Here is a 20,671-nt window from a genome sequence, read left to right on the forward strand (position 1 = left end):
GCGGCCCCAATGCGTTCATCGCTTGGCGATGATATACACCGCATGCACGATCCCCGGAATGTACCCCAGCAGGGTCAGCAGAATATTCAGCCAGAATGCCCCGCCGAAGCCCACCTGCAGAAACACCCCAAGTGGCGGTAGCAGGATGGCGATGATGATACGAATGAAGTCCATGCGAGTCTCTCCTGAAGGGTCTCAACAAAGACTAGCCGCGCTTCGCAGAGGTTCCACACCCCTGCAATACCGGGCAAAAAAAAACGCCCCTGGCCAAATGAAACAGGCCAAGGGCGATGCGCAGAAACGCCAGACGGTTCGTTGAATTCGGTTACGCCGGCATTTCCCGGCGGGCCTGCTGCTGTGCATGCAGACGAGCAAAGGCGCGGGCCAGGCGCAGGAGCATTTCGTCGATGTTGCCCTTGCTCACGGTCAGCGCGGGCGAGAAGCGCACCACATCGGCCTGCGGGGCATTGAGCAGCAGGCCTTCATGCAGGGCAGCCTTGACCAAGTCCTGAGCGACGCGCTCCTGCAGTTGCAAGGCCCACAGCAGGCCTTGGCCGCGCGCCTCGCCCTGGCCATATCGCCCCGCCAAGCGGCAAAGGCCTTCGCGCAGGTGGCGACCACTGTCCTGTACATGCTCGAAAAAGCCAGGCTCCAGCACGGTATCGAGCACTGCCAGGCCCGCAGCGCTCATCAGCGCGTTGCCATGGTGGCTGCCTTCCAGCTCACCCGGCTCGGCGCAGCAAGCGCTACCGCGCGCCAGCAAGGCCGCCAGCGGCACACCACCACCCAGGCCCTTGCCCAGGGTGATGATGTCGGCCCGCACGCCGTAGCTCTGCTCGGCGAGCAGGGCGCCACAACGGCCGATGCCGGTCTGCACCTCATCGAGGATCAACAGGATGCCCAGCTCGCGGCACAGTGTTTCGACGCCCTTCAGGTACGCCTGCGTGGCCGGAATAACACCTGCCTCGCCCTGGATCGGTTCGAGCATGATCGCGACGGTGCGCGAATCCACTGCTGCATGCAGCGCCGCCAGGTCATTGAACGGCACCTTGCTGAAACCCGGCAGGCCCGGTTCGCAACGATTGCACGGCAGTGGGTCGGAGGCCGACAACGCGCCCAGGCTGCGGCCATGGCACGCCTGGCTGGCAGTGATGATGTGATAGGCGCCGTTACGGTGTAGCTGGCCCCATTTGCGCGCCAGCTTGATCGCCCCTTCGCAGGCTTCGGCGCCGCTGTTGAGCAGGTAGGCCTGGTCGCTGCCGGTGCTCTGGCACAGGCGTTCGACCAGTGCCAGCAGCGCGCGGCTGTGATAACCGGAACCTGGGTTGATCAGTGCCTGGGCCTGGTTACCCAGTGCCTTGACCAGCACGCTGGGGCTGTGGCCAAGGCTGTTTACCGCACCACCCTGGGTGAAATCCAGGTAGGCATGCCCTTCGCTGTCCCACAACCACGAACCCTGACCACGCACGAACATCTGCGGCGCACGTTCGGTGCTCGGCATCAGGCGCTCGCGGGACAACTGCGGCGCATCCGCCACGGTCACCGGCGCACGCTTGGGCTCGGCGACAGCGGCGGCTGCCGACCGGCGCAGGTTGAACAGGTTCATCAGGGCTCCAACCAATCACGGTAAAGGGCGGCTATGTGCGGTCTGAATGCCGGCACTTGATATTTAGCCTTGCCTATCAAAAGTGTTTTTCATCTGGGGTAACAATCAGCTCAATGACCGCTGTAACCCACTGGAATACGGCGATAGACTAGGCTTCGCGAAGGTTTTCGACCATTTCGTTTTTCCAGCATTTTCGATAAGTGTTACTTATGGATTTCCGCCAACTGCGTTATTTCGTCGCGGTGTACGAAGAAGGCCACGTAGGCCGCGCCGCCGAGCGTCTGTCACTGTCCCAGCCAGCGCTTTCCCAACAGATACGCCAACTGGAACACAGCCTCGACCTGAACCTGTTCGAGCGCAGCAACAAGCGCCTGCTGCCGACCTTGGCCGCACACACGCTGTACAACCATGCCCTGCCGTTGCTCGATGGCTTGCAACGGGCCCATGAGGCCATGCGCAACTTCAAGGGCCAGTCCCTGCGCACCTTGGCCATCGGCGTGCTGCAGACCGTGCGGCCAAGCCTGGTGCCGCAGCTGCTCGAACGCTTGCGCAAGGCACAGCCGCACCTTGTGGTGCAGATCTACGAGCTGTCGGGGCTGGAAATCGAACGGCGTTTGCTCAATGGCAGCCTGGACATCGGCATCAGCTACCTGCCGCCGCGCCAACCTGGGCTGCATGGCCTGCTGCTGTACGAAGATGAACTGCAACTTGTCATCCCCGATACCCACCCCTTGAAGGATTTCAAGAAGGTGTCGATCCGTCAGGCAGCCGAGCTACCCATGCTGATGCTGGGCGAGGAGTTTCAGATTCGCCAGATCTGGCAGGCGCAGTTGGCCAGCCAGGGGCGTCGGCCGCAGGTGCAGGCAGAAATGAACAACATGGCCGGGATTCTCGACAGCCTGGCGCACACGGCGCTGGCCACCATCCTGCCTGGCCGGGCCAAGGACGCGGCCGAGGATGACCAGGGCCTGCTGTGGAAGCCATTGAGCGAGCCGCGGGTGCCGCTCAAGGTTGGCCTGGTGTTCCGCGATGCACAGCGCCAGCAGGCGTCGGTCGAGCTGCTGCGTACATTGCTGGAAGAAGAGACAGACGCGCGCCACCTGGGAGGCTCGCCACTGGATGTGCTCGGCTGAAAGGATGTGCTCGGCTGCAAAACACGCGCACAAAGAAAACCCCGCCGAAGCGGGGTTTCCCAGACTGTTTCCCTGTGACATCCGTATCGCCCCGCCATCCTGGCAGGAAGTCCTTCGTCGTCTTCCTTGATCTGTCCTTTGCGCTTCCTGCGCAACGTCCATGTGGTAAAGATTACCTGTGGATCCAATCTGAGAACAGTGGTGAAAAGTCACCGCGTTGTGTAGGAAAAGGCTTACAAAGAGGATTCAATGCTAGTCATACCGGGGATTGGGGGCGCTTCGCACCCCCAGCATCAACAGATCAGAACTGCTCAGCCTCCAGCAGATACAGCGCCTCGCTCCCCGCCTTGACCGAGGCCACCAATGACTGCACCCGCGGCAACAGACGCGCAAAGTAGAACCGCGCCGTCCCCAGTTTGCCGGAGTAGAAGGCTTCATCCCCCTCGCCAGCCTTGGCCGCCCGCGCCATCAACGCCCACATGTAGCCATAGGCGACGTAACCAAACGCCTGCAGGTACTCGACCGAAGCGGCGCCAATTTCATTGGGGTTACCCTTGGCCTGCTCCAGTACCCACTCGGTCAGCCCGTCCAGCTGGTCAAGGTAAGCACCCAAGGGTTTGGCAAACTCATCCAGTTCACTGTCGGCACCGGCGACAAACCGGCGTATCTCGTCGGAGAACAGCTTGTAGTACGCACCCCCACTGGCCACCACCTTGCGCCCCATCAGGTCGAGGGCCTGGATGCCGTTGGTGCCTTCGTAGATCTGCGTAATCCGCACATCACGCACCAATTGCTCCTGCCCCCACTCCCTGATGTAGCCATGCCCGCCGAACACCTGCTGGCCATGCACGGTGCACTCAAGGCCAAGGTCGGTGAGGAAGGCCTTGGCAACCGGGGTCAACAGCGCCACCAGTTCTTCACTGCGCTTGCGGGTGGTCGGGTCTTCGCTGTACTTGGCACTGTCGAGCTGCATCGCCACGTAGCTGGAGAAGGCGCGTCCGCCTTCGATCAAGGCCTTCATGGTCAACAGCATGCGCCGTACATCCGGGTGGACGATGATCGGGTCTGCGGCCTTGTCCTTGGCTTGCGGGCCGGTCGGGGCGCGGCTCTGCAGGCGGTCACGGGCATACTCCACGGCGTTCTGGTAGGAACGTTCGGCCGATGCCAGGCCTTGGATGCCTACGCCCAGGCGCTCATAGTTCATCATGGTGAACATGGCCGCCAAACCCTTGTTCGGCTCACCGACAATGTAACCGACCGCTTCGTCGAAGTTCATCACGCAGGTGGCTGATGCCTGGATACCCATCTTGTGTTCGATCGAGCCACAGGTGGCGGGGTTGCGTGCGCCCAGGCTGCCGTCCGGGTTGACCAGGAACTTGGGCACCAGGAACAACGAAATACCTTTGGGCCCGGCCGGGGCATCCGGCAACTTGGCCAGCACCAGGTGGATGATGTTCTCGGTCAGGTCATGCTCGCCACCGGTGATGAAGATCTTGGTGCCACTGACCTTGTAGCTGCCATCGGCCTGAGGCTCCGCCTTGGTGCGGATGATGCCGAGGTCGGTACCGGCATGGGGCTCGGTCAGGCACATGGAGCCCGCCCAGACGCCAGCGTACATGTTGGGCAGGTAGGCTGCCTTGAGTGCTTCACTGGCGTGGGCATTGATCGACAGGCAGGCGCCGGCAGTCAGCATCGGGTACAGGCCGAAGGCCAGGCTCGACGCGTTGACCATTTCCTCGACCTGGGCCGAGATGACCTTGGGCATACCCATGCCGCCGAACAGCGGGTCACCGCCCACACCCACCCAGCCGCCTTCGGCATAAGTGTTGTAAGCGTCGATGAAGCCAGCGGGCGTGCTCACCGCACCGTTGTCCCAGCGGCAGCCCTCTTCATCGGCGGCGCGGCTGAGCGGGGCGATGGTCCGCGCGGTGACCTTGCCGGCCTCCTCCAGCACAGCCAGGGCGGTTTCGGCATCGACCACGTCGGCCAGCGCGGGCAACTGTGCCCATTGCTCGGCCACGTTGAAGACTTCATTCAGAACGAAGCGCATGTCGCGCAGGGGCGCTTTATAGTCGGCCATGACAACCTCTCGCTAGTAGGGTCGGGGCGGTCTCGGAGAACCGCGACACTGGGTTGCTGGCAGTGTAACCGAACAACTTTTACGAGACATAGGGTCATCAGTTGACCGCATGGTCTAATCTGGTCATGCCATTCGCACCGCTCCACGTTGCGATTGTTGCCCATGCACCATGACACAATTGCGCCCCGCCTCTTTGGCGCTATACAGCGCCTGATCGGCAGACTTGAGCACGGCCTCCGGGTTGCGGTGATCGGCCTGGCGCTCGGCAACGCCAATGCTGATGGTTACCGAAACCGTACCGGCGCCGCTGCCACCGCGGCGCTGTCGCCCTGCCGAATCGTCCTGCGGGCGGCTGTTCGGGTCACGCAGTTGCATGGCGTAGTTGGCAATCATCTCGCGCACGGCTTGCACGTGCGGCACACATTCTTCTGCCGTCTTGCCCGCGAAGACCAGTGCAAATTCTTCGCCGCCATAGCGATAGGCCCGACCGCCGCCGGTGATCTTGGACAACCGGCTGGCCACCAGCCGTAGCACCTGGTCGCCGACATCGTGGCCGTGGGTATCGTTGAATTTCTTGAAGTGGTCGACGTCGGTCATGGCGATCACATAGTTGCGCCCTAGCCGTTGCATGCGCTCGTTCAAGGCGCGGCGCCCCGGCAGGCCGGTAAGCTCATCACGAAAGGCCATCTGATAAGCCTCGTGCGCGACGGCAGCGGCGATCATCAACATCACCTGGCTGCACATGATGTTCAGGGTGAAGGGCAGGATGAACGTTTGCGGCAGCATCCAGAAGACGCCGATCAGGCCAATCACCTGCGCCGCGTGCAAGGGCCTGGGCTCGCGCAGGTACTGCACCACCAGCAGGATGAACACCGCGAGGAACAACGGGTAGGCCATCTGGATCAGGCTCATCCACTGGCCATGCAAGGACGGCCAGCGGATCTCCGCCAGCCACGTCAGCAGCGTATCGGGGTAGCTTTGCTCGAGGGCCACAGCGACGCTGGCAACGGCAAACAGCACCGCGAAGCGCGCGACCAGGTCCTGCAGCAGGTGGGTGCGCTCCTGCCAGGCGCCATACAGCGCAAACAGGGCTGGTAGCAGCAGGCACACCAGATGGAAGATCACCGCGGCATCCGCGCGCACGTGGCCGTTGTCGCGGTAGAAGTCGGTCTGAGTGTCGAGCAGATAGTAGGCGATGTACACCGTGACCATCAGAAACAGCTCGCGCTGGCGGCGATAAACGGCGCAGTAGGCACCGCCCAATAGCAGGACCAAGGTGGGCAGCACATTGAACAGCGACGTGAAAAAGACACTGAGGTCTCTTACGTAAGCCGCCGCAAGGCCTGCCAGCAACAGAAACAGCGAAGGCAGGAAGTGGCTTACGCGTACAGCATCAAGACGAAACAAGGGTAATCTCCAACCCGGCAGATCAATAGTGGCATTGTGCCCTTATTTCATCGGCAGCGCGCGTGAACAGTTGAATACCCGCTGGCAATGCCCTGACCCCGAAACGAAAAAACCCGCCTGCCGGTGAGGGCAGGCGGGTTTTTTCTACAGCTTATGGGTCAGTAAGACAGACCGAAGTGCTCTTCTTCCATCGCCATCAGGTTACCTGCACCCGACAGCATCGCCGCCACATGGGTACGGGTACGCGGCAGGATGCGCTGGAAGTAGAAGCGCGCGGTCTGCAGCTTGGCGGTGTAGAACGCCACTTCTTCAGTACCGGCAGCCAGCTTTTCGGCAGCCAGGCGGGCGATGTCAGCCCAGAAGTAGGCCAGGCAGGCATAACCGGAATACATCAGGTAATCGACCGAAGCGGCACCCACTTCTTCGCGATCTTTCATGGCGGCCATACCGACCTTCATGGTCAGCTCGCCCCATTCCTTGTTGATGGCCGCCAGCGGCTCGACGAACTCTTTGACCGCCTCGACGCCTTCTTGCGCCTGGCAGAACTTGTGCACGATCTTGGTAAAGCCCTTCAGCGCTTCACCTTGGGTCATCAGCACCTTGCGGCCGAGCAGGTCGAGGGCCTGGATGCCGGTAGTGCCTTCGTACAGCATGGAGATACGGCTGTCGCGCACGTTCTGTTCCATGCCCCACTCGGCGATGAAACCATGGCCGCCGTAGATCTGCACGCCGTGGTTGGCGGCCTCGAAACCGACTTCGGTCATGAAGGCCTTGGCGATCGGGGTCATGAAAGCCAGCAGCGCGTCAGCTTTCTTGCGCTCTTCTTCGTCCTGGCTGTACTTGACGATGTCGACCTGCTTGGCGGTGAAGTAGACCATGGCGCGGTTGCCTTCAGCGAAGGCTTTCATGGTCAGCAGCATGCGGCGCACGTCCGGGTGGACGATGATCGGGTCGGCCGCCTTTTCAGGGGCTTTAGGGCCGGTCAGCGAGCGCATCTGCAGGCGCTCACGGGCATACTTCAGGCCGCCCTGGAAGGCCACTTCGGCGTGGGCCAGGCCTTGCAGTGCGGTGCCCAGGCGAGCGGTGTTCATGAAGGTGAACATGCAGTTCAGGCCTTTGTTGGCCGGGCCGATCAGGTAGCCGGTTGCGCCGTCGAAGTTCATCACGCAGGTGGCGTTACCGTGGATGCCCATCTTGTGTTCGATCGAGCCACAGCTCACGGCGTTACGCTCGCCGGCAGCGCCTTCGGCGTTGGGCATGAACTTTGGCACGATGAACAGCGAGATGCCTTTGGTACCAGCCGGGGCATCGGGCAGGCGGGCCAACACGATATGGACGATGTTGTCGGCCATGTCGTGCTCGCCAGCGGAAATGAAGATCTTGGTGCCCGACACTTTGTACGAACCGTCAGCCTGAGGCTCGGCCTTGGTACGCAGCATGCCCAGGTCAGTGCCGCAGTGCGGCTCGGTCAGGCACATAGTGCCGGTCCACTCGCCGGAAACCAGCTTGGTCAGGTAGACCTCTTGCTGCTCAGGCGTGCCGTGCTCGGAAATGGTGTTCATGGCGCCATGGGACAGGCCTGGGTACATGCCCCACGACCAGTTCGACTCACCGACCATCTCGCTCAGGGCCAGGCCCAGCGATTCCGGCAGGCCTTGGCCGCCGTGGGCAACGTCATGCGCCAGGCTCGGCCAGCCACCCTCGACAAACTGCTCGTAAGCCGCCTTGAAGCCGGTCGGCGTCTTCACGCCCGACTCGCTCCAGGTGCAGCCTTCCTGGTCGCCAACGCGGTTCAGCGGGGCCAGTACCTGCTCACAGAATTTCGCGCCTTCTTCAAGGATCGCGTCGACCATGTCGGGCGTGGCGTCCTCGCAACCCGGCAGGCTCTGATAATGCGCTTCGTAGCCGAGCAGCTCGTCGCGAACGAAACGGATATCACGCAAGGGGGCTTTGTAATCAGGCATTGCGGTGAACCTCTGTGATGAGTTCGGGGGTGATCGGTACTACCGACAAGCTCTTGGCGGCTTTCGATCAAACAGTTGTTTGAAACTTACGTTTAGCACGCGCGGATGTCAAGGAGGGACGATGGTGCCATTTACGTCACGAAAAATGACGTTTCGGCCATTGCACGACGATCAGTGTCTGAAATGCACAGGCTGCGGGAGCGGCTTTTCCCGCGAACAGGGCCTCCCAGACGATAAAGGTGTCTGATCGGACGCATTCGCGGGTAAACCCGCTCCCACAGTGTTGAAAGGAGGTGTTTTACAGGGGACGCCAGAAATCAGGCGTAGGTGTCGATGATCCGACCGAGCATTTCGTCGGAAGCCTTGACGACTTTTGCGCCAAGCTCCACTTCATGCTTGCCCAGTGCCAGTTGCACGGTACTGGTCGCCATGTCCATTTGCTGGCTGCGATCGACCGCGCGCAGGCGTTCTGCCTGAAAGTCGCTGGACTGGCTGGTGGCAGTGCGCTCGGCACTGTTGTTGGCAATCTGGCTGGTGTTGGCAATCTGGCTGGCGGCTTGATCGACGCGGTTCTGGCCGGTCTGGATTGCGCTCAGGCCCGCGTAGTAGGCGGAGCTACCGGTGATTTCCATGTCAGGACTCCATTGACGCTGGATGACGAACAGGCCTAATTAAAGCAGGCGACGGCAGAAAAGGCCCGTTTAAATCGTTAATGGCCCAGTGCCAGTCGATAGACAGCGGCGGTTAATCGAGCAAATCCAGCTGCAAATGCTCCGCCACCATGTCGGCACTCGCCTGCTTCAACTTGGGCACCCGCCCCAGGCAAGGCGCGGGCAACCGCTCGGCGAGGCTGGCCAGGTTCTCTTCCAGGCGCGACGTGCGCGGTTCGATGATGTTCGCCACCCAGCCCGCCAATTGCAGCCCGTCGCGGGCGATCGCTTCGGCGCTGAGCAAGGCATGGCTGATACAGCCAAGGCGTACCCCCACCACCAGAATCACCGGCAGTTTCAGGGCGATGGCCAGGTCAGACAGGTTGGCCTGGCCCGACAACGGCACGCGCCAGCCACCGGCGCCTTCTATCAAGGTGAAGTCGGCGTTTTGCTGCAGCACGTTGCGCATCGCCGCCAGCAGCTCGGGCACGCCCAGCGTGACGCCAGCCTCACGGGCCGCGACATGGGGTGCGATCGCAGGCTCGAAGGCAAACGGGTTGACCTGTTCGTACGGCAACTTGATCGAGCTTTCATCGATCAGCGCCTGCGCATCGCTGTTGCGCAAACCCTTTGGGGTTACCGTGCAACCGGACGCCACCGGCTTGGCCCCCAAGGTGCTCATGCCTTGCAACCGCGCCGCATGCAGCAGCCCGGCGGCAATGGTGGTCTTGCCGACGTCGGTATCGGTACCGGCAATGAAATAGGCCTGGCTCATCTGACTCCCCTTACCCCTGTGGCTTGCGCAACACACCATAGACCACTTGATAAGTGGCTGGCAGCCCCTGGGGCTGGCGAAATGCCTCATATGCCTGCAACAAGCTTTGCATGCGCGCGCGGCCGGTCAGGCCCGAGGGGCGGCCCGGGTTGATGTTGTGGGCGCCAAGGGCCTTCAGTTCGTGGGTCAGGCTGCGTACATCCGGGTAGTGCAGCACATGCGCACGCTGCTGCAGCGTCACGTGCTGCAAGCCACTGCCTGCGCACAGGCGCTGGTAATCGTCGAAGCGGCGGAAGCGGTTGACGTGCACCAGGCCATCCACCGCCTGCCAACTGGCGCGCAGCTCGTCCAGGGTACCGACGCACAGGCTGCTGAACGCCAGCACACCGCCTGGGCGCAGCACCCGCCGCGCCTCATCCAGCACACTGGCGAACTGCCCGCACCACTGCACTGCAAGGCTGGAGAACACCAGGTCGACGCTGGCCTCACGCAGCGGCAGGCGCTCGGCATCGCCGACCACGTGGTACTGGGCACCGCCCTGCTCATGCCGGGCATGGCGCAGCATGCCTTCGGCGATATCCACCGCCACGCCACTGGCCTGCGCGAAGCGCTCGGCCAGCACCCGGCTGAAGTGCCCGGTGCCGCTGCCCAGGTCAAGCCAGCGCGACGGCGCCAGCCCTGCCGGCAACTGGCCCAGCAGGCTCATGCCAACGTCGCGCTGCAAGGCCGCGACGCTGTCGTAGCTGGCCGCCGCGCGGGAAAACGAGGCCGCCACCTGGCGCTTGTCCGGCAGCGCGCCGGGCAGAATCGGACGGGAAAGGTCAGTCATCGCCACTCTCATGCAGGAAACTCTTGATGCCCGCCGCCAGCTCCTGTGGGTACTCCAGCAGGAAGGCGTGGGAACTCTCTTCGACCAGGCCGACTTCCACGTCCGGCAACAGTTCGCTCAGGGCCTTGGCGGCCTCCGCAGGCACCAGCGCATCGCTACCGGCGAACAGGTGCAGTTGCGGCCCGGCGAAGTGTTGCAGGGCCGCGCGGGTATCCAGTTGCGCCAGCACCTGTAAGCCGGTGGCAAGGTACAGCGGGTCGGTGTCCGGCACCCCTACGCCAAGCTGACGCAGCAACGTACGCGGTTGCAGGGCACCGTCGCTGCACAAGCTGCGAAAGCGCTTGAGCGTCACCTGGGTGTGGCTGCGGCAACCGTCGAGGAAGGTGCCGAAGGTGTCGTCGGCCATGCCGTGGGGCCAGTCCGACCGCGCCACGAAGCTGGGGTTGCTGCCCAGGGTCAGCAGGCCGCAGCAGTGATCACCGCGCCTGCTTGCCAGCTCACTGGCCAACATGCCGCCGAGCGACCAGCCGCCCAGCCACGTATCAGTCGGCAGCTTGCGATCGAGGTGGTCGACCCAGGCCTGCACATCGGCTTCGGCCAGTTCCGGCAGGGGCATCAGCTCGACCTGCAGGCGTGCATCCTGAGCCCTGAGGCTGGCAGCCAGTGGCTCCAGCGCAGCGGTGCCCAGGCCCCAGCCGGGCAATAGAATCAGTCGATTTCGCATCGGCGCTCTCCAGTGGTGTTCTCCAGTTGTGGATAACACTCGGCCAATGCATTCAACAATAGCTGCACCTGCGCCTCACTGTGCGCGGCGCTCAGCGTCACCCGCAGGCGCGCGCTGCCGGCGGGCACGGTGGGTGGGCGGATCGCCGTCACCAGCAAGCCCCGCTCGCGCAACATCTGTGACAGGCGCAGGGCCTGGGCGCTGTCACCGATCATGATCGGCTGAATCGGTGTGGGGCTGTCCATCAGCTCAAGGCCGATCTGCTGGGCGCCCTGGCGGAACTGGCGGATCAACGCGGCCAGGTGCTCGCGGCGCCAGGTTTCGCGGCGCAACAGTTCCAGGCTTTTGAGCGTGGCACAGGCCAGCGCCGGGGGCTGGCTGGTGGTGTAGATGTAAGGCCGGGCGAACTGCACCAGCGCCTCGATCAACGCTTCGCTACCGGCAACAAAAGCGCCGGCCGTGCCGCAGGCTTTGCCCAGGGTGCCGATCAGCACGGGTACATCATCCACACCCAAACCAAAGTGCTCGACGATACCGCCACCCTGGGCCCCCAAGGTCCCCAGGCCATGGGCATCATCGACCATCAGCCAGGCGCCGCGGGCGCGGGCGGCCTTGGCCAGGGCCGGCAAATCGGCAAGGTCGCCATCCATGCTGAACACCCCGTCGGTCACCACCAGGGTATTGCCCACGGCCTTGTCCAGGCGGCTGGCCAGGCTGGCCGGGTCGTTGTGCAGGTAGCGGTTGAAACGGGCACCACTGAGCAGCCCGCCATCCAACAGCGAGGCGTGGTTGAGGCGGTCCTGCAGCACCGTGTCGCCCTGCCCCACCAGCGCAGTGATGGCGCCCAGGTTGGCCATGTAGCCGGTGGAGAACAGCAACGCGCGCGGACGCCCGGTCAGCTCTGCCAACGCCTCTTCGACCTGGTGGTGCGGCGTGCTGTGGCCAATCACCAGGTGCGACGCGCCGCCACCGACACCCCAGCGTTCGGCGCCGGCCTGCCAGGCGGCGATCACCTCCGGGTGATTGGCAAGACCCAGGTAATCATTGCTGCAAAACGCCAACAGCGGCTGGCCATCGACCACCACTTCAGGCCCCTGCGGGCTCTCCAGCAGTGGCCGCTGCCGATACAGGTCTGCAGCGCGCCGTTCGGCCAGGCGCGCTGCCAGGTCAAAGGCCATCTCAGGCCGTTGCTGCGTTGTAGAACATCTCGCTGCTGCGCTGTTCGACCAGCGCCTGCTCGATGGCTGCCTGGTGCACTTCATCGGCGTGCTCTTCGCGGGCCTCAGGCTTGATACCCAGGCGGGCGAACAGCTGCATGTCCTTGTCAGCCTGCGGGTTGGCGGTGGTCAGCAGTTTCTCGCCATAGAAGATCGAGTTGGCGCCCGCCATGAAGGCCAGGGCCTGCATCTGCTCGTTCATCTGCTCACGGCCGGCAGACAGGCGCACATGCGACTTGGGCATCAGCAGGCGGGCCACCGCCAGCATGCGGATGAAGTCGAACGGGTCGACATCTTCTTCTTCGGCCAGCGGCGTGCCCGCCACCTTGACCAGCATGTTGATCGGCACCGACTCCGGGTGCTCGGGCAGGTTGGCCAGCTGGATCAGCAGGCCGGCGCGGTCATCCAGCGACTCGCCCATGCCGAGGATGCCGCCAGAGCAGATCTTCATCCCGGCATCACGCACATAGGCCAGGGTTTGCAGGCGTTCGCTGTAGGTGCGGGTGGTGATGATGCTGCCGTAGAACTCGGGCGAGGTGTCGAGGTTGTGGTTGTAATAGTCGAGGCCGGCCTGGGCCAGCGCCTGGGTCTGATCCTGATCGAGCTTGCCGAGGGTCATGCAGGTTTCCAGGCCCATGGCCTTGACCCCTTTGACCATCTCCAGCACGTAGGGCATGTCCTTGGCCGACGGGTGCTTCCACGCCGCGCCCATGCAGAAGCGGGTCGAGCCAATGGCTTTGGCGCGGGCGGCTTCTTCCAGCACCTTCTGCACTTCCATCAGCTTCTGTTTTTCCAGCCCGGTGTTGTAGTGGCCGGACTGCGGACAATATTTGCAATCTTCCGGGCAGGCGCCGGTCTTGATCGACAGCAGGGTCGAGACCTGCACGCGGTTTGCGTCGAAATGCGCGCGGTGCACGGTTTGCGCCTGGAACAGCAGGTCGTTGAATGGTTGCTGGAACAGCGCCTTGACCTCGGCCAGGGTCCAGTCGTGACGTGTTGTTGCAGTTGTGCTGGCGCTCATCGGCGTTTCCTTGTTTAGGCTGTAACTGGCGCCGGGACAGGAATGCCCGCCAGCGCATCACGGATAGCTCGCATAGTCATGGAAGGCCTATGAACTGTCAACCCAACCTGAAAACACTGGTTTACAAGTGTATAAATATTAACCATTACTGTCTGCTCTGCGACGCCCTTGCCGAACAGGCGTACCCACTGTGTGTCGCCTGCGAACAGGCGTTGCCTTGGTTGCAGGACTACTGCCTGCGCTGCGCCCTGCCTTTGCCCATGGCCAACCTGACCTGCGGCCAGTGCAGCCGCCGGGCGCCGGCGTTCGACCAGGTCATCGCGCTGTGGCATTACGGGTTCCCGGTAGACACGCTGATCAGCCGCTTCAAGCACAAACGCCAGTGGCCGCTGGGGCGGTTGATGGCCGAATTGCTCGGCCAGGGCCTGCAACATCGCTATGCAGAAGGCCTGGCGCAACCTGACCTGCTGTTGCCTGTGCCCTTGGCCAAGCGTCGACTGCGTGAGCGCGGCTTCAACCAGGCCGGCATGCTGGCGCGCTGGTTGGCGTCGCAGTTGGGCATCGATTGCGACGAGAGGCTGCTGCTGCGTACACGCGAAACACAGGCGCAGCAGCACCTGGATGCCAAGGCCAGGCGCCGCAACCTGCGCCAGGCCTTCTGCCTCACCGGGCACAAGGCACTGGCGGGCAGGCATGTAGCGGTGGTCGATGACGTGCTGACTACCGGCACCACCGCCCAGTCGATTGCCCAGGTGTTAACCAAGGCCGGGGCACGCCGGGTCGATGTGTATTGCCTGGCACGCACCCCCAAGCCCGTGTAGGAGCGGCCTTGCGTCGCGAAAGGGCTGCGCAGCGGCCCCCGGATTTCAGCGTCGCTGCTAATCCCGGATTTCAGCGTCGCTGCTAATCCCGGACTCCAGCGTCGCCGCTAATCCCGGATTCCAGCGTCGCCGCTAAAATCGATGGGGGCTGCTGCGCAGCCCTTTCGCGACGCAAGGCCGCTCCTACACCAATCAGGGCCATGCAACCAATCAGGGCCATGCTATAAAGCAACGACCTTGCATCGACGACTGATTACCCTCCCCATGTCCCTACCCGCCCTGCTCACCCAGCACATCGCCCGCCGCCCGCAACGCATCGCCCTGCTCCAGCACATCGCCGAACAAGGCTCGATCACACGCGCCGCCAAGGCCGCAGGCGTCAGCTACAAAGCCGCCTGGGACGCCATCGACGAGCTCAACAACCTGGCCAGCCAGCCCCTGGTCGAGCGCAGCACCGGCGGGCGTGGCGGCGGCGGCGCACGCCTGTCGGTCGAAGGCGAACGCGTGCTGCGTCTTTATCAACGCCTGCAGGCCCTGCAGGCACAAATCCTGGAAGCGGCCGAAGAGTCCAGCGACCTCGACCTGCTCGGGCGCCTGATGCTGCGCACCAGTGCGCGCAATCAGCTGCAGGGCAAGGTCAGCGGCCTACGCCGTGAAGGCCGGCATGACTGCGTAAGCCTGGCGCTGGGCGGTGGCCTGGAGATCGAGGCGCTGATTACCCACGACAGCACCGCGCGCCTGGAGTTGACCCTGGGGACAATGGTGGTGGCGTTGCTCAAGGCCGGTTGGGTGCAACTGCTGGGGGATGGCGATGACGCCGACGCGGGCAGCAACTGCCTCAAGGCAACGGTGGAACACGTGCTGGCGGACGCTGACGGGCCCAGCGAAGTACGGCTGGCGCTGGGCAATGGGCAGACATTGTGCGCGTTCGCCGAAAAGGCGTGGTTGACGCGCAATCGGATTCAAACGGGCAGCCAGGTACGGGCACAGTTCCATCCTTCTTATGTGCTGCTGGGGGTGCCGGTGTAGCTTGGCCGCACCGTTTGGCAAGGTGGAATGCGTTACCATGGCTGCACGCCGCCTATCCCCGGAGCCACCATGTCACACCCCTTCGTCACCCTCACCCCCGACTTGGTCCTGGACGCCGTGGAAAGCATCGGCTTCCTCAGCGATGCCCGGATCCTGGCGCTGAACAGCTACGAAAACCGCGTCTACCAGGTAGGCATCGAAGACTCACAACCGCTGATCGCCAAGTTTTACCGACCTGGCCGCTGGAGCGATGCGGCGATCCTTGAAGAACACCGCTTCACTGCCGAGCTTGCCGACTGTGAAGTGCCCGTGGTCGCGCCTCTGCAGCACGACGGCCGCACATTGTTCGAGCACCAGGGTTTTCGCTTCACACTGTTCCCCCGCCGTGGCGGCCATGCACCAGAACCCGGCAACCTCGACCAGCTCTATCGCCTCGGCCAGTTGCTCGGCCGCCTGCACGCCGTTGCCGCGACACGGCCGTTCGAGCATCGCGAAGCGTTGGCTGTGGACAACTTCGGCCACGCCTCCCTGCAAACCCTGCTGGAAGGCAACTTCGTCCCGCGCGAATTGCTGCCCGCCTTCGAGTCCGTGGCCCGCGACCTGCTGAAACGGGTCGAGGATATCTACGCCCGCACCCCACACAAGGTGATGCGCCTGCACGGCGACTTGCACCCGGGCAACCTGATGCATCGCGACGAGGTGTATCACGTGGTCGACCTCGACGACTGCCGCATGGGCCCGGCGGTGCAGGACCTGTGGATGATGCTCGCTGGCAGCCGCGAAGAACGCCTCGGCCAACTGGCAGAGCTGATCGACGGCTACAACGAGTTCCACGACTTCGACCCACGCGAGCTGCCCCTGATCGAGCCGCTGCGCGCCTTGCGCCAACTGCACCACAGCGCGTGGCTGGCGCGGCGCTGGGACGACCCGGCATTCCCGCGAAGCTTCCCGTGGTTCGGCCAGCCGCGCTACTGGGGCGACCAGATTCTCGCGCTGCGCGAGCAGATGGCAGCCCTCGATGAACAACCGCTGAAATTGTTCTAGAAGTGCGCTGACCTCTGTCTACAATAGGCGTCGCTTTATTTAGCTACCTAAGCAAGGATTCTGCATGCACGCCGCAAACCCGCAACGCGGGTACATCCTGGGCCTTAGTGCCTACATCATCTGGGGCCTGTTCCCTCTCTACTTCAAAGCGATCCAGAGCGTGCCGGCGGTGGAGATCATCGTCCACCGGGTGCTCTGGTCGGCCTTGTTTGGCTCGCTGCTGTTGCTGGTATGGAAGCACCCCGGCTGGTGGCGCGAACTGCGCGACAACCCGCGCCGGCTGGCCATCCTGGCGCTGAGCGGCGCGCTGATCGCTGGCAACTGGCTGACCTACGTATGGTCGGTGAACAATGGCCGCATGCTCGAAGCCAGCCTTGGCTACTACATAAACCCGCTGATCAACGTGCTGCTGGGCATGCTCATCCTGGGCGAGCGCCTGCGCCGCCTGCAATGGCTGGCAGTGGCCATGGCGGCGGTGGGCGTGGCCCAGCAGGTATGGCAGGTCGGCAGCCTGCCCTGGGTCTCGCTGGTACTGGCGCTGACCTTCGGCTTCTATGGGCTGATCCGCAAACAGGCGCCCGTGGCAGCGTTGCCGGGCCTGGTGGTGGAAACCTGGATGCTGGTGCCCCTGGCCCTCGGCTGGCTGTTGCTGCACCCCGCCGCGATGAGCGCGCAGGGCGCGTTCTACACCAGCAGCGAAGCGTTGTGGTTGATGGCGGCAGGGCCGGTAACGCTGGTGCCGCTGGTGTGCTTCAACGCTGCCGCACGCCATCTGCCGTATACCACGCTGGGCTTCCTGCAGTACCTCGCCCCGACCCTGGTGCTGCTGCAGGCGGTGCTGCTGTTTGACGAGCATTTGTCGTCGAGCACCCTGGTGGCGTTCGTGTTCATCTGGGCGGGTTTGGCGATATACAGCGTCGATGCCTGGCTGAATTTGCGCAAGCGCGCCTGATCAAAAAACGATCAAAACTCTGCAGGGCACGTGGGTCGTGGCCTGCAGAGACATCTCCAGAGGTTATCCACACCCTCGTCCCCGTGCTTTGTGCACAAGCTGCTGAATTCTGGGTGTTTTTTGAACAAACCTTTGCAGGCCTTGATGCGCGTGGGATGGAGACGTGCGCCCCCAGGTTATCCACAGGGCCGTACCTGTAAAACGGGGGATAACCCTGAGGCCGCAAAGCGAGCCCCAGCCATCGCGGATCACTCTTCCGCCCGCAGCTCCAACTCCACCATCAAATCATCCGCCAGGCTCTCCAACCGCTGCTGCAGTTCGTCCAGCGACAAGGTCAACGGCAGCGCCAACAATGCATTGGCATGAAACAACGGCTCACTGCTCATCGGTGCAGGCCGCACTTCAGTGGTAAAGCGCTCCAGGTTCACCCCAAGCTCGGCCAGCAGCCGGGTGATATCGCGCACGATCCCGGGCCGGTCATTACCCACCAGCTCCATGGCGATAGGCTTCCAGGTGCACGACGGCTCGATGCCGCTCTCGGCAATCAATACACGAATATCGTAGCGGGCCAGGGCCTGCAGCGACGCGACCAGTTCTGCATAATTTTCCGCCGGCACCGCCACCCGCAGGATGCCGGCGAACTGCCCGGCCATGCGCGACATGCGGCTTTCCAGCCAGTTACCGCTGTGGTCGGCGATGCATTGGGCAATGCGTTCGACCTGGCCGGCCTTGTCAGGGGCAATCACAGTGAGTACAAGATGATCCACAAGCCCTTCCTCTGTGTCAAACCGCGCTGGGCGGCGATAAACCGGGGGATCGATTGAGTATAGGCAAGGCGCGGCAACCTGCCGCAGGGCAATCGACATGACTAATCGTGTACTGTTTCAAGATTTATCTGGAACAATCCACCTGTTTTTTGCGAACATACCAATTCCCAGCGTGACCATACGCGACCAACGGGTCGCACAACGACGCTTTTAGTCTGATTTTGCCCCGCCTACTGCTTCATGTAGTATCCCGTGGCGCGGACTACAAAACGTCGTTTGGATGTCTGCCAAGGCGCCTGTGAAAATACGCACACTGCCCGCCAGCCCGTCTGGCAGGCCGCACCCAGCCGCCCTCGGGTTCATCCGACCTGGGCACGCACTGGTGCCGTGTTTAGAGAAGCGCTACAGGCTTAATACAGAAGAGCGAAATAGCTGAGCAGAGTGAGGCAAGCAATGACTGGATACGTTCAAGTCGGTGGCCTTCAGGTCGCCAAGGTCCTGTACGACTTCGTGAACAACGAAGCCATCCCCGGGACCGGCATCGTCGCCGAGCAGTTCTGGGCAGGTGCAGAGAAGATCATCAATGACCTCGCTCCAAAGAACAAAGCCCTGCTCGCCAAGCGCGACGAGCTGCAAGCCAAGATCGACGCCTGGCACCAGGCACGCAAAGGCCAGGCCCATGACGCCGTAGCCTACAAAAGCTTCCTCCAGGAAATCGGCTATCTGCTGCCACAAGCCGACGATTTCCAGGCCACCACGCAGAACGTGGACGAAGAAATCGCCCGCATGGCCGGCCCACAGCTGGTAGTGCCGGTGATGAACGCCCGCTTCGCCCTGAACGCCGCCAACGCCCGTTGGGGTTCGCTGTACGACGCCCTGTATGGCACCGATGCCATCAGCGATGAAGGCGGCGCCGAGAAAGGCCAGGGCTACAACAAAGCCCGGGGCGACAAGGTTATTGCCTTTGCCCGCGCCTTCCTCGACGAAGCCGCGCCACTGGCTGCAGGCTCGCATGTCGACTCCACGGCCTACAGCATCAAAGCCGGCAAGCTGGTCGTCGCCCTCAAGGGCGGCAGCAACAGCGGCCTGCGTGACGATGCCCAACTGATCGGCTACGTCGGCGATGCCGCCGCGCCGACCTCCGTGCTGCTCAAGCACAACGGCCTGCACTTCGAAATCCAGGTCGATGCCAGCACCCCGGTTGGCAGCACCGATGCCGCCGGTGTCAAAGACATCCTGATGGAATCGGCACTGACCACCATCATGGACTGCGAAGACTCGGTCGCGGCCGTGGACGCCGATGACAAAGTCATCGTCTACCGCAACTGGCTGGGCCTGATGAAAGGCGACCTGGCCGAAAGCGTGAACAAGGGTGGCAAGACCTTCACCCGCACCATGAACCCAGACCGCGAATACGCCGCGCCAAACGGTGGCACGGTCACCCTGCACGGCCGTTCGCTGCTGTTCGTGCGCAACGTTGGCCACCTGATGACCAACCCGGCGATCCTCGACGCCCAGGGCAATGAAATCCCCGAAGGTATCCAGGACGGTCTGTTCACCAACCTGATCGCCCTGCACAACCTCAACGGCAACACCAGCCGCAAGAACACCCGTACCGGCAGCGTCTACATCGTCAAGCCGAAGATGCACGGCCCGGAAGAAGTGGCCTTCGCCGCTGAAATCTTCAGCCAGGTCGAAGACCTGCTGGGCATGCCGCGCAACACCGTCAAGGTCGGCATCATGGACGAGGAGCGCCGTACCACGGTCAACCTCAAATCCTGCATCAAGGCCGCTGCCGAGCGCGTGGCGTTCATCAACACCGGCTTCCTCGACCGCACCGGTGACGAAATTCACACCTCCATGGAAGCCGGCGCCGTCGTGCGCAAGGGCGCCATGAAGAACGAGAAGTGGATCGGCGCCTACGAGAACAACAACGTCGACGTCGGCCTGGCCACCGGCCTGCAAGGCCGTGCGCAGATCGGCAAAGGCATGTGGGCCATGCCCGACCTGATGGCTGCCATGCTCGAGCAGAAGATCGCCCACCCGCTGGCCGGTGCCAACACCGCCTGGGTACCTTCGCCGACCGCCGCTACCCTGCATGCCCTGCACTACCACAAGGTCGATGTGCAGGCGCGTCAGCGCGAGCTCGCTACGCGCACCCCGGCTTCGGTCGACGACATCCTGGCCATCCCGCTGGCCGCCGACACCAACTGGTCGGCCGAGGAGATCCGCAACGAGCTGGACAACAACGCCCAGGGCATCCTTGGCTACGTGGTTCGCTGGATCGATCAGGGCGTGGGTTGTTCGAAGGTGCCGGACATCAACAACGTCGGCCTGATGGAAGACCGCGCCACCCTGCGCATCTCGGCCCAGCTGCTGGCCAACTGGCTGCGCCACGGCGTGGTCAACGAGGCGCAGGTGCTGGAAAGCCTCAAGCGCATGGCGGTGGTGGTCGACCAGCAGAACGCTGGCGACCCCCTGTACCAACCGATGGCGCCGAGCTTCGACGACAACGTCGCGTTCCAGGCGGCCGTGGAGCTGGTGATCGAAGGTGGCAAGCAGCCGAACGGTTATACCGAGCCGGTACTGCACCGTCGCCGTCGCGAGTTCAAGGCGCGTAACGGGTTGTAAGTAACATCTGCGTACGGGGGC

Annotated in this window: 18 protein-coding genes; 6 read left to right on the forward strand and 12 right to left on the reverse strand. The window is 63.1% G+C overall.

Going from position 1 to position 20,671, the window contains the following annotated elements; all coding sequences use genetic code 11:
• Positions 1–15 precede the first annotated feature (15 nt).
• Both PC358_RS27440 and PC358_RS24495 read right to left on the reverse strand, forming a co-directional pair.
• Positions 16–174 carry a YqaE/Pmp3 family membrane protein gene (locus PC358_RS27440; protein ID WP_003177654.1) on the reverse strand — a complete coding sequence of 53 codons (159 nt, stop codon included), beginning with the start codon at positions 172–174 and terminating at the stop codon, positions 16–18.
• Positions 175–325: 151 nt separating this feature from the next.
• On the reverse strand, positions 326–1,606 hold the full coding sequence (locus PC358_RS24495) for an aspartate aminotransferase family protein (protein WP_033703082.1): 1,281 nt from the start codon (positions 1,604–1,606) through the stop codon (positions 326–328).
• 209 nt (positions 1,607–1,815) lie between these two features.
• Between PC358_RS24495 and PC358_RS24500 the strand changes: the two genes are divergently transcribed.
• Positions 1,816–2,739 (forward strand): LysR family transcriptional regulator, encoded by a 924-nt coding sequence (locus PC358_RS24500; RefSeq protein WP_033703083.1) that lies wholly within the window; start codon positions 1,816–1,818, stop codon positions 2,737–2,739.
• A 301-nt stretch (positions 2,740–3,040) separates the two neighbouring features.
• Here the strand turns inward: PC358_RS24500 and PC358_RS24505 are convergent, their stop codons facing one another.
• From PC358_RS24505 to bioB, 9 genes are all read right to left on the reverse strand, one after another.
• Entirely contained in the window at positions 3,041–4,819 is a 1,779-nt protein-coding gene (locus PC358_RS24505) for an acyl-CoA dehydrogenase C-terminal domain-containing protein (RefSeq protein WP_033703084.1), read from the reverse strand.
• A 123-nt stretch (positions 4,820–4,942) separates the two neighbouring features.
• Entirely contained in the window at positions 4,943–6,226 is a 1,284-nt protein-coding gene (locus tag PC358_RS24510; protein WP_033703085.1) for a GGDEF domain-containing protein, read from the reverse strand.
• A gap of 158 nt (positions 6,227–6,384) precedes the next feature.
• A complete protein-coding gene (locus PC358_RS24515; RefSeq protein ID WP_033703087.1) occupies positions 6,385–8,190 on the reverse strand; it encodes a phenylacyl-CoA dehydrogenase in 1,806 nt (601 codons plus the stop codon).
• 317 nt (positions 8,191–8,507) lie between these two features.
• Positions 8,508–8,822 (reverse strand): hypothetical protein, encoded by a 315-nt coding sequence (locus tag PC358_RS24520; RefSeq protein ID WP_033703088.1) that lies wholly within the window; start codon positions 8,820–8,822, stop codon positions 8,508–8,510.
• 112 nt (positions 8,823–8,934) lie between these two features.
• Positions 8,935–9,615, reverse strand: coding sequence for a dethiobiotin synthase (gene bioD, locus PC358_RS24525; RefSeq protein ID WP_033703090.1), 681 nt, complete (start codon positions 9,613–9,615; stop codon positions 8,935–8,937).
• Positions 9,616–9,625: 10 nt separating this feature from the next.
• Positions 9,626–10,444, reverse strand: coding sequence for a malonyl-ACP O-methyltransferase BioC (gene bioC / locus PC358_RS24530; protein ID WP_033703091.1), 819 nt, complete (start codon positions 10,442–10,444; stop codon positions 9,626–9,628).
• Positions 10,437–11,168: an alpha/beta fold hydrolase gene (locus PC358_RS24535; RefSeq protein ID WP_033703092.1), complete on the reverse strand. Its 732-nt coding sequence runs from the start codon at positions 11,166–11,168 to the stop codon at positions 10,437–10,439. Before PC358_RS24535 ends, bioC begins: the two co-directional genes overlap by 8 nt.
• Positions 11,153–12,346, reverse strand: a complete 1,194-nt coding sequence (gene bioF, locus PC358_RS24540; protein WP_033703094.1) for an 8-amino-7-oxononanoate synthase — start codon at positions 12,344–12,346, stop codon at positions 11,153–11,155. Before bioF ends, PC358_RS24535 begins: the two co-directional genes overlap by 16 nt.
• 1 nt (position 12,347) lies before the next feature.
• Positions 12,348–13,406 carry a biotin synthase BioB gene (gene bioB / locus PC358_RS24545; RefSeq protein WP_033703095.1) on the reverse strand — a complete coding sequence of 353 codons (1,059 nt, stop codon included), beginning with the start codon at positions 13,404–13,406 and terminating at the stop codon, positions 12,348–12,350.
• A gap of 89 nt (positions 13,407–13,495) precedes the next feature.
• On the opposite strand from bioB, the gene PC358_RS24550 reads away from it, so the two are divergent.
• From PC358_RS24550 to rarD, 4 genes are all read left to right on the forward strand, one after another.
• Complete coding sequence (locus tag PC358_RS24550) at positions 13,496–14,227, forward strand: ComF family protein (protein ID WP_033703096.1); 732 nt, start codon at positions 13,496–13,498, stop codon at positions 14,225–14,227.
• Positions 14,228–14,491: 264 nt separating this feature from the next.
• Positions 14,492–15,256 carry a TOBE domain-containing protein gene (locus PC358_RS24555; RefSeq protein WP_033703097.1) on the forward strand — a complete coding sequence of 255 codons (765 nt, stop codon included), beginning with the start codon at positions 14,492–14,494 and terminating at the stop codon, positions 15,254–15,256.
• 69 nt (positions 15,257–15,325) lie between these two features.
• On the forward strand, positions 15,326–16,300 hold the full coding sequence (locus PC358_RS24560; protein ID WP_033703098.1) for a serine/threonine protein kinase: 975 nt from the start codon (positions 15,326–15,328) through the stop codon (positions 16,298–16,300).
• 64 nt (positions 16,301–16,364) lie between these two features.
• Positions 16,365–17,252 carry an EamA family transporter RarD gene (gene rarD / locus PC358_RS24565; RefSeq protein WP_033703099.1) on the forward strand — a complete coding sequence of 296 codons (888 nt, stop codon included), beginning with the start codon at positions 16,365–16,367 and terminating at the stop codon, positions 17,250–17,252.
• A gap of 248 nt (positions 17,253–17,500) precedes the next feature.
• Here the strand turns inward: rarD and PC358_RS24570 are convergent, their stop codons facing one another.
• Positions 17,501–18,019 (reverse strand): glycine cleavage system transcriptional repressor, encoded by a 519-nt coding sequence (locus PC358_RS24570; protein WP_033703100.1) that lies wholly within the window; start codon positions 18,017–18,019, stop codon positions 17,501–17,503.
• A gap of 453 nt (positions 18,020–18,472) precedes the next feature.
• Here PC358_RS24570 and PC358_RS24575 point away from each other — a divergent pair, with 453 nt between their 5' ends.
• Entirely contained in the window at positions 18,473–20,650 is a 2,178-nt protein-coding gene (locus PC358_RS24575) for a malate synthase G (RefSeq protein ID WP_033703101.1), read from the forward strand.
• The last annotated feature ends 21 nt before the right edge of the window (positions 20,651–20,671 follow it).

The organism is Pseudomonas capeferrum (assembly GCF_000731675.1).
Classification (GTDB): domain Bacteria; phylum Pseudomonadota; class Gammaproteobacteria; order Pseudomonadales; family Pseudomonadaceae; genus Aquipseudomonas; species Aquipseudomonas capeferrum.

Bases quoted from the DNA above. Each gene is read 5' to 3' on its own strand.
- PC358_RS24555 (WP_033703097.1), top strand. From the start codon at position 14,492: ATGTCCCTACCCGCCCTGCTCACCCAGCACATCGCCCGCCGCCCGCAA.
- PC358_RS24495 (WP_033703082.1), bottom strand. From the start codon at position 1,606: ATGAACCTGTTCAACCTGCGCCGGTCGGCAGCCGCCGCTGTCGCCGAG.
- rarD (WP_033703099.1), top strand. From the start codon at position 16,365: ATGCACGCCGCAAACCCGCAACGCGGGTACATCCTGGGCCTTAGTGCC.
- PC358_RS27440 (WP_003177654.1), bottom strand. From the start codon at position 174: ATGGACTTCATTCGTATCATCATCGCCATCCTGCTACCGCCACTTGGG.
- bioC (WP_033703091.1), bottom strand. From the start codon at position 10,444: ATGACTGACCTTTCCCGTCCGATTCTGCCCGGCGCGCTGCCGGACAAG.
- bioD (WP_033703090.1), bottom strand. From the start codon at position 9,615: ATGAGCCAGGCCTATTTCATTGCCGGTACCGATACCGACGTCGGCAAG.
- PC358_RS24575 (WP_033703101.1), top strand. From the start codon at position 18,473: ATGACTGGATACGTTCAAGTCGGTGGCCTTCAGGTCGCCAAGGTCCTG.
- bioF (WP_033703094.1), bottom strand. From the start codon at position 12,346: ATGGCCTTTGACCTGGCAGCGCGCCTGGCCGAACGGCGCGCTGCAGAC.
- PC358_RS24520 (WP_033703088.1), bottom strand. From the start codon at position 8,822: ATGGAAATCACCGGTAGCTCCGCCTACTACGCGGGCCTGAGCGCAATC.
- PC358_RS24560 (WP_033703098.1), top strand. From the start codon at position 15,326: ATGTCACACCCCTTCGTCACCCTCACCCCCGACTTGGTCCTGGACGCC.
- bioB (WP_033703095.1), bottom strand. From the start codon at position 13,406: ATGAGCGCCAGCACAACTGCAACAACACGTCACGACTGGACCCTGGCC.
- PC358_RS24550 (WP_033703096.1), top strand. From the start codon at position 13,496: ATGAACTGTCAACCCAACCTGAAAACACTGGTTTACAAGTGTATAAAT.
- PC358_RS24505 (WP_033703084.1), bottom strand. From the start codon at position 4,819: ATGGCCGACTATAAAGCGCCCCTGCGCGACATGCGCTTCGTTCTGAAT.
- PC358_RS24515 (WP_033703087.1), bottom strand. From the start codon at position 8,190: ATGCCTGATTACAAAGCCCCCTTGCGTGATATCCGTTTCGTTCGCGAC.
- PC358_RS24535 (WP_033703092.1), bottom strand. From the start codon at position 11,168: ATGCGAAATCGACTGATTCTATTGCCCGGCTGGGGCCTGGGCACCGCT.
- PC358_RS24500 (WP_033703083.1), top strand. From the start codon at position 1,816: ATGGATTTCCGCCAACTGCGTTATTTCGTCGCGGTGTACGAAGAAGGC.